Genomic DNA, 12,583 nt, shown 5'->3' on the forward strand with positions numbered 1-12,583 from the left:
CTGTCCTCCTTTGCACGCTGCCCTCTCGGGCCAGCGCACCGGCTTGCATGGGCTTGCCTCAATGCACCTTGAGTCGCGGCCCCATGGCATGGCGCAGAACGTCACTGACCACCTCGGCTGAGCCCTTGAGCGGCCCCAGCAGCAAAAACTGATGCTGACGCTGCAGTCCTTGATAGGCCGCGCGTGCAAAGCGCCCTCTCACCTGCAGATCCTCATGCCCATCGTTGCCTTGTGCGTTACTCAGCTTGGCGCTGAGCTTGCCACCGAGCTCGCCGACGCTGCCCGCCCTGGCCAGCGACAACAGCGTGCCGCGATCCTTGAACTCGAAGGCCTGAGCCGCCTCGCCCTGCTGGCGACGCGGCAGTTCTTCCGCCAGGAACTCGGCCTGTTCGCTGGCCACCTGTGCCGTGGGTGGCAGGGGTGCCTCATCGATGCAGGCACAGTCGCCCAGCGCGAAGATGGCTTCCTGCTCAAGGCATTGCAGTCCGGGCGTCACCTTCCATTGACGCTTCTTGTTGCTGGCCAGACCTTCGATCTCCTCGACGATGGCAGGCCCCACACGCCCCGCCGCCCAGACCACCAGGTCTGCCTCGCGAGTCACGGACTCGTCACCTTCGCTGATCTCGACGCTGCCGGGTGACACCTTGGCGACCTGACGAGACAGCTCGATATTGATGCCCTGTGCCTCGAGTCGCTGATGGATCGCCTCGCGCAGTTCCTGTGAGACACCGGGCATGAAGGTCTCGGTGGCCTCGAGGATCGTGATCTCGACCCGCGAGTCCTTCGGCGCAGGCGCATCATGTCTGCCACGTGCCTCATGCAGATACGCCGCGAGCTCGACACCGGTGGCACCGGAGCCGACGATCACCACCTGATACGGCCGCCCCGGAGACTCTTGAGCGCCACCCTTGGCGCCATCCTGAGCGCCGTCCTGGGTGGCTGACACGTCAGCATCGCCTGTCGGTGCTGTTTCCATCGCCACATGATTGGCCAGCAAGCCACGCGAGAAGCGCTCGGCAATACGTTCGGCGTCTTCCGGCGAGTCAAGCAGACAGGCATGCTCCAGCACGCCCTCGACGCCCATGTCAGGCGTCACCCCTCCCAGGGCCAGTACCAGCTGGCGATAACCTCTGACGCGGACCGGCACCTCGGCGGTCGCGTCATCTTCCCTCCCCGGTATCGCCGCAAGGGTGATCTGGCGTTGTTCAGGGTCCACGCCTTCGAGGGTGCCGCACTCGAAGCGAAATCCCCACTGCTCCGCCAGACCGGCATACCCCAACTCATCGACCTGACGCCGTCCGAGGCCCGCCGCGATCTCATGCAGGCGCGGCTTCCACACGTGACTGGTGTCGCGATCAATCAGCAACACGTCCTTGTGGCCTGCCTTGGCCAGGCGGACCGCCAGCTCCAGTCCGCCGGCACCGCCACCGACGATGACGATATCGGCGTTACGCGTTCGCTGAGAGTCATGCGTTTCCATAGGGCCTCCTTTAGCGGGGTCGAAGAGAGAAACCTTATGTCAGACCAGGCGCTTTTCAAGACTGCCACCCGGAACTTCGCCAATGCGCAGCCTTTGATGCGACGCGTCATGTCCTTGATCGAATTCGCGACGCTCACGTTCGCATTGCGGGTTTGACAGCGCTCGAGTCCGCGACTAAAGCTTATTTATACGAATAAATATGAATGACTCGCCTCCGCTCAGGACATCGCATGCCGACATCGCCTCCACCACTGATCACGTCACGCACCAGCAATGGCTCTGGCGCTCCCAAACGCCAGAAACTGGCCGAGCTGATCAGCGATGATCTGAGGCGCAGCATCGTGCGTGACGGGTTGAGCGAAGGTGACCGGCTACCCAACGAGAAGGCGCTGATGGCGCAATACGGCTGCGCCAAGGGCACGCTGCGTGAAGCCCTCAAGATTCTGGAAGTCGAAGGCTTGATCACGCTGAAGACGGGCCCCAATGGCGGCGCCGTGCTGAATGCGCCGAGCATGGAGCCCGCCAGTCGCATGCTGAGAAGCTTCCTGCACTTCAAGACGCTCAATGGCGCCCAGGTCTATCAGCTGCGCCGGCTGCTGGAAGTCGAGATGGCGGTATCGGTGGTGGGCCTGCTCAGCGAAGAAGACCTGGTGGCGCTCGAGCACAATGTCAGTGACTGCAGTTGCCATCAGCCACAGGACGAGGACCAGCGTCGCCAGCGTTTTCTGGAAATCGAGTTCCATCAGGTACTGGCGCGCGCCTGCCCCAACCCGCTGCTCAGTTTCATGTGCCAGTTCCTCAACGACATGCTGCACGAGCTTGTCGTCATCAAGAAGGCCTATCTCCCGGAGCGCAAGCAGTTCGATGCCGCCAATCAGCATTACCACAGTGGGCTGATCACGGCGTTCCGCCAGCAGGATCACGAACAGGTCCGTCAGCTCATGACGGAGCACATGCAGGATGCCGAGCACCATATGACGGCCCTCGAGGTGGAAATGGCCGACCAGCTGCTCGTCACTCCGGCGCAGCTGATGGCCGACAGCAGAGCCTGAAACCGCACGACACATCACAAGAACAATATTCACGAGAGGAAGGAAATCGATGACCACTGCCCAGATGGATACCTCCCCCGTCAGCACCCTGAGCGAGCTGCGCACCGACAGTGATCGCCTGTGGCAAGCCCTGATGACCCTGGCCGAGCTGGGCGCCACGCCCAAGGGCGGCGTCAACCGTCAGGCGTTGACCGAACTGGACCGCCAGGCGCGCGATCTCTTCATCGAGTGGTGCAAGGCCGAAGGCTGCACGATCCGTATCGATGCCATCGGCAACATCTTCGCGCGCCGCGCCGGCACCGATCCGGACGCCCCGGCGGTAATGACCGGCAGCCACATCGATACCCAGCCCACGGGCGGCAAGTTCGATGGCTGCTTCGGGGTGATGGCGGGACTGGAAGTGCTGCGCAGCCTCAATCAGCACGACATCAAGACCCGCTGCCCGGTGGAGGTGGTGGTCTGGACCAACGAGGAAGGCTGTCGCTTTGCGCCCTGCATGATGGGGTCCGGCGTGCATACCGGCCAGTTGTCATTGCACGAGATGCTGGCTCAGAAGGACACGGATGGCGTGACCGCCGGCGAAGCGCTGGATGCCATCGGCTATCGGGGCAGCGATGAGATCCCCCGCGAGAACGTGCGCGCCTTCTTCGAGAGCCATATCGAGCAGGGCCCGATCCTGGAAGATGAAGAGACCACCATCGGCGTTGTGATGGGCGCACTGGGCCAGCGCTGGTTCGATCTGTCGCTGACCGGCCAGGAAGCCCATGCGGGCCCCACGCCCATGTCGCTGCGCCAGGACGCCATGCTCGGCGCGGCCGAGATCACCGTCGCCGTCAACCGCATCGCCATAGAGCATGCACCGCACGGTCGCGGCACCGTGGGCGTGATGCAGGTCCATCCGGGCTCTCGCAACGTCATCCCGGGTCAGGTCAACATGACCATCGACCTGCGTTCGCTGGAGCCCGACTCCCTCACCGCGATGGTCGCCGAGCTGAAAGAAGTCGTCGAAGCCGTCGGTCAGCGACATCGTCTGACCTATGAGCTCACCCCTACCGCCGACTTCGTCCCCGAGCACTTCGCCGACAACTGCGTGAACGCGGTGCGCAATGCCGCCAGCCAGCTCGGCTACTCGCATCTCGACATCGTCAGCGGCGCCGGTCACGACGCCATCTTCATGGGCCGTATCGCCCCCGCCGGCATGATCTTCGTGCCCTGCGAAGGCGGTATCAGCCACAACGAGATCGAGAACGCCGCCCCCAAGGACCTGCACGCCGGCTGCAACGTGCTCTTCCACGCCATGCTGGATCAGGCCGAGATCGTCAGCTGAGGCGTGATTCCCCTCCCACAGGATGACAAGACGCCCCGCTCGAGAGGTCATCGAGCGGGGCGTCTTGTGTCTGGCGCTGAGCATGGCCTATCCGTGCGACCCGCCATGAGTCGCTATTGCAGAGACCGCTTCCAGAGACTCTCGATACTGTCCATCTCCGCCGGACCGAAGAGTGCCTCGGGCTCGCCCCGGTACCAGGCCCAGAGCTGATCCCCGAAGTCGAAGTGCCACCATTCGCTGGGCAGGTTGGTGAAACCGGCCTGGGTCATGACGTGATAGAGCAGCCGCCGGTTGTCGCGTGCCTCAGCCTGGGGCGTGTCTGCGCCAGGCGGATGACGTTCGAAATAATCGGCGTGGGATTCAGGTGTCGCCTCATCGAACAGCGTCCCCATCTCGAGCAGCAAGCCATCGGCATCGCAGATCGTGACATCCACGGCACCGCCGGTGAGGTGCGGGCTCGGCGCGTCAGGATCACGACTGGGCAAGGAGACGAATTCCCGCGTACGCGCCAGCAGCTGGGCCTCGCAAAGCGAGGGGTCATGCGTCTTGAGCGACTGATACAGCGTCTCGAAAAGATACTGCTGTACCCGCCAGGGTCGCCAGCCATCCATCACCACCAGCGACAGCCCTTCCGGCAAGGCGCGTGCGGCCTGCAGCAGGCGCTGATACACCGCACGCCGCACCAGACATTCATTGACCGCCCCGGGAATGCCGAGGCGTGCGTAGGCGGGATAGACCTTCAGGCATGACGGCCCGAGGCTGGTGGGCACCAGAGGACTGTCACAGCCCTTCACGGGGATGCAGGTCACCTGCGACCAATCCGGCTCGTCATGACTCGGGATGGCAGGAGGCGTAAAAGTCAGTGATGACGTCATGAGGTGTTATCCAGACAGGGTCGGCAACCACAGAGTTAAGGGCGGGAAGACGATCAGCATCAGCAGTACCGCGACTGCCACCAGCACGAAGGGCCAGATGGTGCGAAACAGTGAGGTGATCTCGAGCTTGCTGACCGCGGCGGCCACGAAGACGCAGGCCCCCATCGGCGGCGTGATCAGCGCGATGGTGATATTGAGCGTGATGATGACACCCAGATGCACGGGGTCGATGCCGGCGGCCATGGCCACGGGCACGAAGATCGGTGTCAGCAGCATCAGCGCCGAGACCTCTTCCATGAACATGCCGGTGACGAAGGTGATGGCACTGAGCAGCAACAGGATCAGGATCGGGCTGTCGATGTAGGGCGTCAGCAGGGCCACGAACTGATTGGGCACCTGGGCATAGGACAGCAGCCAGCTGACGATGGACGACACCGCCATGATCACGAAGATGGCACTGGTCAGACGCGCCGTATCCTTGATGGCACCCCATACCTCGACAAGCTTGAGCGGCCCCTGACACAACCCGCAGAGCAGCACGTAAGCGACGATCAAGGCGCCGGATTCCGTCGGGGTCACGATGCCCAGCACGATACCGGAGACGATGATCACCGGCGCGACCAGTGCCGGCAGCGCGCCGATGATTGCCGAGATCACTTCACTGCGTGCCGGTGCCTGACCGCGCGCCTGCAGGCCATGCCGACGGGCATACCAGGCATTCATCGCCATGAACGCCACCGCCAATACCAGTCCGGGCACGACCCCGGCCAGGAACAGGCTGCCCACGGAGGTATTGGTCAGCGAGGCGTAGAGGATCATGAAGATGCTGGGCGGAATGATCGGCCCGATCAACGAGCTGCCTGCGGTCAGGCCTGCGGCGAAGGACGTCGAATAGCCTTCCTTGCGCATGGCGGGCACCAGCAACGAGCCAAGCGCGGAGGTATCGGCGACCGCCGAGCCATTGACGCCGGCGAAGAAGACGCTGGAGACGACGTTCACGTGACCCATGCCACCGCGCAGATGCCCGACCATCAGCCGCGCCAGGCGCATCAGGCGCTCGGTCAGACCACTGATGTTCATCAGGTTGCCGGCAAGGATGAACAGCGGAATCGCCATCAGCGAGAAGGCATTGATGCCACCGAAGAACTGCTGTGGTCCGAGACGTTCCAGCATCGAGATATCGATGAACAGAAAGCCGGTCACGGCGGTGGCGAGCAGGGAGAGAAACAGCGGCAGGCCCAGCAGGACGTGCACCACGAAGATGGCCAGCATTGCCCAGATCATGTGCGCGGCCCTCCTGTCTTGTCATCATGCGCCGGAAGGTCGGCGGCCTCCTCGTCCGGTGCGATCTCCAGTGTCTGGGATCTCAGCGGCCGTGGGCCATGCAACAGCACCTGGGCCGTGATCAACGCGAAACCGATCGGCATCGACAGCATCGGCACGCTGCGGCTGATGCCCAGCCCCATGGTGCGGAACATGCTCGCCGACATGGCGTAGTGCCAGGTCATCCAGGTCGCGCCGGCCATCAATACGAGCGTCAGCCACCATTGGTAATGGATCAGCCCCCTGGCCAGGCGCGGAGGCAGACGCCGTTCCAGCAGCGCCACGCGCATGTGTGCCCCTTCTGCCCAGACGACGCCGATCGCCAGCATGACACTGGCGATGATGAGATAGCGGGTCAGCTCATCGACCCAGATGGGCGCGCCGCCCAGTATATAGCGCATCACCACGCCGTAGAGCATGATCAGCACCGTGGAAGCCAGCAGCATCGCCGCGAGCGCCAGCGTCACGCGGCCACAGGCATGCAGCAGGCCTTCCCTGAAGGAAGACAGTCGTGAAGGAGTCATGGAAGTCATTTACCGCAATCCACCAGAAAGGAGGGAGAATCAGAGCCCCGATGCCCGGACGACATTCCCCGGGCATCGGGGGAACTGCACCATCAGCTCATCAGGCCCAGGGCGCTCTCACGTCGAGAGGCGCCTGGGCACTTGAGCGCTGTGGAAACCGCGCGCCTCACATGCCCCTCATGAAGAGAGACCGGCATCCTTCATCGCGGTATCGATCAGCTCTGGTGCGATGTCCTGACTCTTGAGCCACTCGAGGTAGGCCGGCTGGCCCTTGCTGCGAAATGCCTCGAGGTCTGCCTCGCTCGGGCGGATCACTTGCATGCCCTGCTCTTCAAGCAAGGCGATGCGTGACTCGACCTGGCTCTGGTTGTCCTGACGGGCCTGAGCATTGGCTTCCTTGACTGATTCGAGCAGTGCGGTGCGCTCTTCATCAGACAGGCTCTCGAGCAGCTGACCATTGGCGACCAGGAACTGATCCGAGTATTGGATGTTGGCCAGCGTCAGGTACTTCTGCACTTCCTGCAGACTGCCCAGCAGGATGTACATCGGCGGGTTCATCTGGCCATCCGCCACCCCGGTACGCAGCGCCATATAGACTTCCGTCCACGGAATCGGCGTACCCGAGGCGCCGAAGGCCTCATAGAGCGCTACCTGGCTCGGGTCCATCGCGCGGAAGCGAAGCCCCTCGAAGTCATCGGGGCTGGTGATCGGACGCTTGTCGTTGGTGAACGCCAGAAAGCCCCCTTCCTCCACGACGGCCAGAATCTCGGCGCCGTTGGTGCGCTCACTGAACAGTTGCTGCACCTGCTGCCAGTACTGACCTTCATCGAAGAAACGACGCGCCTCATCAAAGCCGTCGAACATGAACGGCGTGGCGCTGACATAGACTTCCGGCACGATGGGGGCCATGCCCGCGAAGGAGGCGATGTTCAGGCTCGGTGCGCTGATGACCTGCTCCATGCGCTCCTGCTCCTCGCCCAACATGCTGTTGGGGTAGAGCTTGAGCTCCAGCTCACCATCGGTCTTCTCTTCCACCAGCGTCTTCAGGTTGCTGGCAAAGACGTGCACGGCATTCTTGTCGGCATCCGGTGCGCCGTTGTAGCTGAGATTGATGGTCTGGGCCTGCACGCTGGCCGCCAGCAGGCTGAGCGCCAGAGTGGAACCGGTAAGCGTCTTGCGCAGCAGAGATGTCTTGGACAAGGACATGTGGATTCCCTTTTGTTTTTGTAGATATCGGTGGTATGCGGCGGGAGAAACGCCGTCCCGGGGATATGGCACTGTGGCCAGCCAGGTGGTGGGCGTTACCCTCACACGTCGAAAGTAGCGTTGTCGCTGTAGACTAATCAATCGTGCGAGTGTTGTTTTTTCGTCCACACCCATTGGACCTGACAAGCCCATCTCTGGCTTGGCGTTCCCACAGACCTGACATATCCAAAGACCTGACGTATCCAAAGACCTGACGTACCCCAAGACCTGACGTACCCCAAGACCAGAATGGCCCCGAAAACCGGAGTTTTCGGGGCCATTTCAATGACACGGCGAGGCCGTGCTGAACGAGGCAGTGTTGAGCGAAGCAGGGCTGAACGAGGCGCTACATCGTCAGTGGGTATGCTCCCCCTTGAGATCACTACGCCAGCCCATGCCGGACTCTTCCTTCAGGCGTTCATGTACGCCCTCGATATTGAGACCGACCCACTCCTCATACTGAGCCAGATCCCTGTACTCGGAGAGATCGACCTCCTGCTGGATCTGCTCCAGTGACTTGCCGGCGAGAATGCCCTCCGTCACCTGGGAATACAGTGACTCCAGATAGGTCAGGTAGCGTTCGACATCGGCGTGATCACCGATCTCGGCATGCCCGCCAACGAAGGTATCGAAGTCATATTCCAGCACTTCACGCGTCGAGTTGATCATGCCCTGGATGTCATAACTCCAGAGCTTCTGCCATGGCATGCGTCCGATGACGATCCAGTCGACCACGAACATCGTGGCGTGGTCCTTGAAGTACATGCTGATCGACCCGCGCCCGTCATTCGGGCCGTGATAGCGCAGCTGGACTTCCTTGCCGCCCAGTCGCAAGGTCATTTCATCCTCGAAGACGAGATCCGGCGGTACGGCCTTCGCCCGGGTGCTGGCGATATCCTGAGCTGCCAGCCGGTGCGCGATGAAGGTGGTATCCGGCGTGTCGAAGACCTCGCCGCCATAGATGTGATCACTGTGGTTGTGGCTATACACCACATAGCGAACCGGAGTGTCGAAGCGCTGCTTGATCTCGTTGTTCAACCAGCTCGCCGCAGCGTGATTCATCGGGTCCGTCACCAGCGCGCCCTGATCGGTGATCATGAACACGGAGCGATGGCGATCATCGATGAAGCGATAGAGCCCCTCTCCGAGAGGTTCTATCTCATAGGCCTGGGCCTGCAGACTGAAAGGAAGCGCTGCCAGCGCCAGTAGTGTCTTGAGGGGGCTCAGCATCGGAGGAAATCCTCGCATCAGGTGTTGTTGTCGTGAGATATCACTATGCCCAGACTCTGATACGAGAAGCCGTCAAGACTGGATGCGCCGAGGATTGACCCACTCGCGGCGCTGTCCAGCGGGTGTCACTTGCCGAGCAGACGTGGCGCATCTGCGGTGAAGAACCGCAATCCCTGCTGCAGGTGGGTAAGGCAGGCCTCGACGGCCACCGTCATCTCACGCCCGCGCCGCGTACACATCTGCGCGCGGGTCTGTGCCAGGGCCGGATGCTGCATCGGCAGCAGGCAGATATCGCCACGCCGCAACTCCTCCACTACGCTGAGCTCGGGCATGAAGGTGACACCGATTCCCGAGCGCACGAAGTTCTTGAGCACCGAGACGGAATTGGTGCGCAATTGCGCGCGCAGCGAGACCCGCTCCTGCTGCGCCGCCTGATTCACCATCTGGCGCATGCCGGTGCACTCGTCGATCAATGCCAGTGGCCAATCCGCCACCTGTGCGAGCGTCAATGGCTTGCCGATCTCGAGCAGCGGATGTGCCGCCGGCACGATCAGATCCAACGGCTGACAGGTCTCCACATGACAGCAGAGAATCGGGTCTACCGGCGGGGCGTAGAGCAGCGCGATATCCACCTCGAAGTCGCGCAACAGCTCGGTCGCCTCATTCACGCCGGCCATGCGTACCACCACCTCGATGCCGGGATGACGTGCCATGAAGCTCTGCAAGGGCAGCGAGATCAGATCGGCGATGAAGCCCTCGCCCACCGCGATTCGCACCTCACCGCTACGCAGCCCCTGCAGGGCACTCAGCTGCGAGAGCGCTGCGGCCTCCGCCGCCTGCTGACGATGGAAATGATCCAGCAGCAACACCCCGGCCTGGGTCGCACGCATGCCCGTCTCGCTGCGCTCGCACAGCGCGACACCCACCTCTTCTTCCAGCTGCTTGATCTGGCGGCTGACGGCGGAAGGGTCGAGATTCAGGTGCCGTGCCGCACGGCGCAGTGAGCCGCGACGGATGATTTCATTCAGCGCCGTCAGCGCCTTGGGATTGAGCATGGAATACGGTACCCGCCAGCAGCAGTGGAGGAAGAGGCAAGACTCGGATCACTCAGGATATCCTTGCAGATCAAGCGACTCCAGAGGCCCATATCAGGAAGCGAGCGACAACGAAAAAGGAGCCGCATGAGCGGCTCCTTGTGGTTCGACGTGATCAGCAGTTGCCTTTCTTGGCCTGCCCCGGCGGACAGAAGTCGCCGCCTCCACGCTTGTGATCATGATGTCCATCACCGATTTCGATGATGGGTTCGGCATCGATCCGCGCCGGTGTATAACTGCACCCCGCCATGACAAGGGCACTCAGCATCACAAGGCTGACAACTCGCACGCTAGACTGCATCATCATTTCCTTTCTTGAAAATACACATTTCTCGATGCTCCACATCGTACCGGAATGCACGCCATCGAGAACGCAATTTCTTAACGAATGGTAATGTGAGCCCCAAGCTTGCGGCATCAATCACGACAGGATCTGGCCATGTTCGATTTCAAGGAAGTGGAAGCCTTCGTGTGGATCACTCGCCTGGGGTCGTTCCGACTGGCTGCCCAGCATCTGCATCTGACCCAGCCGTCGATTTCCGAACGTATCAACAAGCTGGAAACCACCCTGGAAACCCGCCTGCTGGAGCGCACTCGCCGACCGGTACAGCCCACTCTCAAGGGGCGCGAATTCTATCGTCACGCCGAGGCGCTGCTGGAAGCGCGCCAGAAAGCGCTGTCCATGATGGCGTTGAGCACGCCCTTCCAGGGCGTGTTGCGACTGGGCGTCGTGGAGACCGTGGCGCACAGCTGGCTGCCCGGCTTTCTGGCCGAACTGGCGCGCCGTTACCCGGATCTCACCCTGGAACTGGAAGTCGACAGCTCCCCGGGGCTTGCCGCCATGCTCACCGCCGGCGATATCGATCTCGCCTTCCTGATGGGGCCGGTCACGGCGGAAAACGTGCTCAACCGCTTTCTGTGCAACTACACGATGGGCTTCGTGACCAGCCCGTCTCTTGGCTTCACCGAAGACAACTTCTCCTTGCGACGCCTGAATGCTCTGCCGCTGATCTCGTTTGCCCGCAACAGCCGGCCGCACCATGAACTTGGCTCCATGCTGCATCAGATGGGACTCGATGACGTGAAGCTGCATTGCTCAAGCTCCTTGTGGACCATCGTGCGCATGACCCTGGATGGCCTGGGCGTCGGCGCCATCCCGCCGCGCATCGTCGCCGAGGAAATCCGCCAGGGCACCCTGCTCAGCCTGCCCTGCGACCTGCCCGAGCTGACCTTCACCGCCTCCTGGCCGACCCATATGGAAAGCGCCCTCGCCGAAGGCGTGTGTGAACTGGCCATCGAGATCGCCCGCCAGGATCAGGAGGCGCATTCACGCCTGTCCTGAGCATCGCTGTCTGCCAACGACGCTCTCGCATCCCCCATGTTCCTGCTCCCACGTTTCCTGTCTCGCTCACGTCTCGCGGGCCTGCGACGGGCCATTTCATACACCACATGAAAGGAATTTCCGATGGCTTGACTCGATAAAAATCGATTGGATTTATCCGGGCGTGCTTCTTATGGTGAAGACAGACAACAACAACTTCACAAGAAGCCCCCACGATGCCCCAGACACTTCTCAGTGCCGCGTCGTCCCCCCGCGAGGCGCGCGAGCAGATCCGCAGCGGTCATTGGGCCAGCCACACCAGCGGTATCGCTGCAGGCTTTGCCCAGACGAACCTGATCATCCTGCCAGCCGAGGCTGCCGGCGAATTCCTGCAGTTCTGCCAGGCCAATCCCAAGGCCTGCCCGTTGCTGGATGTCACGGCCGTCGGTTCTCCCGCCCCGACAGGGCTCGGTGAGCACATCGACCTGCGCCACGACCTGCCCGCCTATCACATCTACCGTCACGGCAAGCTTGAAGAAACGCGCACGGATATCGCCGCCCTGTGGCAGGACGATTTCGTGGCGTTTTCCATCGGTTGCTCGTTCTCGTTTGAAGAGGCGCTGCTCAACGAAGGCGTCGAGGTTCGCCATGCGCGCCTGAAGCGCAATGTGCCGATGTATCGCACCAACATTCCGCTGATCAGTACTGGTCGTTTCCACGGCAACCTGGTGGTGTCCCTGCGTCCGATGTCGGCGGCGCATGCCATTCGCGCGATCCAGATCACCACCGACATGCCCCGCGTCCACGGCGCGCCCGTCCATCTGGGTGACCCCGCCTTGATCGGCATTTCCGATATCAACAGCCCTGATTTCGGCGATGCACCTACGCTTGAGACAGGCGACCTGCCGGTGTTCTGGGCCTGTGGCGTCACGCCGCAACTGGCGCTGGAGAAGGCGCGCCTGCCGTTGGCCATCGCACACAGCCCGGGCCACATGCTGATCACCGATATCCCCAATCATCGCCTCAAATACGGATGACCGCTTGTGGGAGCCACGGACCTGCTCCGCAACAGACAAGACCGTCAGATTCTTTCGATAACACCAGATGCACAA

General features: G+C 62.0%; 12 protein-coding genes. 4 read left to right on the top strand and 8 right to left on the bottom strand.

The window, feature by feature from the left end; all coding sequences use genetic code 11:
- Positions 1-58: 58 nt before the first annotated feature.
- Positions 59-1,480, bottom strand: a complete 1,422-nt coding sequence (locus tag HXS66_RS12935) for an NAD(P)/FAD-dependent oxidoreductase (protein WP_176503717.1) — start codon at positions 1,478-1,480, stop codon at positions 59-61.
- A gap of 230 nt (positions 1,481-1,710) precedes the next feature.
- Here HXS66_RS12935 and HXS66_RS12940 point away from each other — a divergent pair, with 230 nt between their 5' ends.
- Together HXS66_RS12940 and HXS66_RS12945 are read left to right on the top strand one after the other, a co-directional pair.
- Positions 1,711-2,532, top strand: coding sequence for a FadR/GntR family transcriptional regulator (locus HXS66_RS12940; RefSeq protein WP_176503718.1), 822 nt, complete (start codon positions 1,711-1,713; stop codon positions 2,530-2,532).
- A gap of 49 nt (positions 2,533-2,581) precedes the next feature.
- Complete coding sequence (locus HXS66_RS12945) at positions 2,582-3,859, top strand: Zn-dependent hydrolase (RefSeq protein ID WP_255303252.1); 1,278 nt, start codon at positions 2,582-2,584, stop codon at positions 3,857-3,859.
- 113 nt (positions 3,860-3,972) lie between these two features.
- On the opposite strand, the gene HXS66_RS12950 is transcribed toward HXS66_RS12945, so the two are convergent.
- The 7 genes from HXS66_RS12950 to HXS66_RS12980 form a co-directional block, all read right to left on the bottom strand.
- Positions 3,973-4,734 carry a M15 family metallopeptidase gene (locus HXS66_RS12950; protein WP_176503719.1) on the bottom strand — a complete coding sequence of 254 codons (762 nt, stop codon included), beginning with the start codon at positions 4,732-4,734 and terminating at the stop codon, positions 3,973-3,975.
- A gap of 6 nt (positions 4,735-4,740) precedes the next feature.
- The gene (locus HXS66_RS12955; RefSeq protein WP_077377007.1) at positions 4,741-6,018 is read right to left on the bottom strand and encodes a TRAP transporter large permease; all 1,278 of its coding nucleotides are present in this window, start codon (positions 6,016-6,018) and stop codon (positions 4,741-4,743) included.
- Positions 6,015-6,590 carry a TRAP transporter small permease gene (locus HXS66_RS12960; protein ID WP_255303253.1) on the bottom strand — a complete coding sequence of 192 codons (576 nt, stop codon included), beginning with the start codon at positions 6,588-6,590 and terminating at the stop codon, positions 6,015-6,017. Before HXS66_RS12960 ends, HXS66_RS12955 begins: the two co-directional genes overlap by 4 nt.
- A gap of 168 nt (positions 6,591-6,758) precedes the next feature.
- Positions 6,759-7,787, bottom strand: coding sequence for a TRAP transporter substrate-binding protein DctP (gene dctP / locus HXS66_RS12965; RefSeq protein ID WP_077377013.1), 1,029 nt, complete (start codon positions 7,785-7,787; stop codon positions 6,759-6,761).
- Between the two features lie 393 nt (positions 7,788-8,180).
- Positions 8,181-9,056: an MBL fold metallo-hydrolase gene (locus tag HXS66_RS12970; RefSeq protein ID WP_176503720.1), complete on the bottom strand. Its 876-nt coding sequence runs from the start codon at positions 9,054-9,056 to the stop codon at positions 8,181-8,183.
- A 125-nt stretch (positions 9,057-9,181) separates the two neighbouring features.
- Positions 9,182-10,111 carry a LysR family transcriptional regulator gene (locus HXS66_RS12975; RefSeq protein ID WP_136937949.1) on the bottom strand — a complete coding sequence of 310 codons (930 nt, stop codon included), beginning with the start codon at positions 10,109-10,111 and terminating at the stop codon, positions 9,182-9,184.
- A 154-nt stretch (positions 10,112-10,265) separates the two neighbouring features.
- Positions 10,266-10,451 carry a hypothetical protein gene (locus HXS66_RS12980; RefSeq protein WP_176503721.1) on the bottom strand — a complete coding sequence of 62 codons (186 nt, stop codon included), beginning with the start codon at positions 10,449-10,451 and terminating at the stop codon, positions 10,266-10,268.
- A 138-nt stretch (positions 10,452-10,589) separates the two neighbouring features.
- Between HXS66_RS12980 and HXS66_RS12985 the strand changes: the two genes are divergently transcribed.
- On the top strand, positions 10,590-11,492 hold the full coding sequence (locus tag HXS66_RS12985; RefSeq protein WP_136937950.1) for a LysR family transcriptional regulator: 903 nt from the start codon (positions 10,590-10,592) through the stop codon (positions 11,490-11,492).
- 215 nt (positions 11,493-11,707) lie between these two features.
- A complete protein-coding gene (locus HXS66_RS12990; RefSeq protein ID WP_176503722.1) occupies positions 11,708-12,508 on the top strand; it encodes a putative hydro-lyase in 801 nt (266 codons plus the stop codon).
- Positions 12,509-12,583: the final 75 nt, after the last annotated feature.

Origin of the sequence: Cobetia sp. 5-11-6-3 (genome assembly GCF_013374055.1) — a bacterium.
Lineage (GTDB): Bacteria > Pseudomonadota > Gammaproteobacteria > Pseudomonadales > Halomonadaceae > Cobetia > Cobetia marina.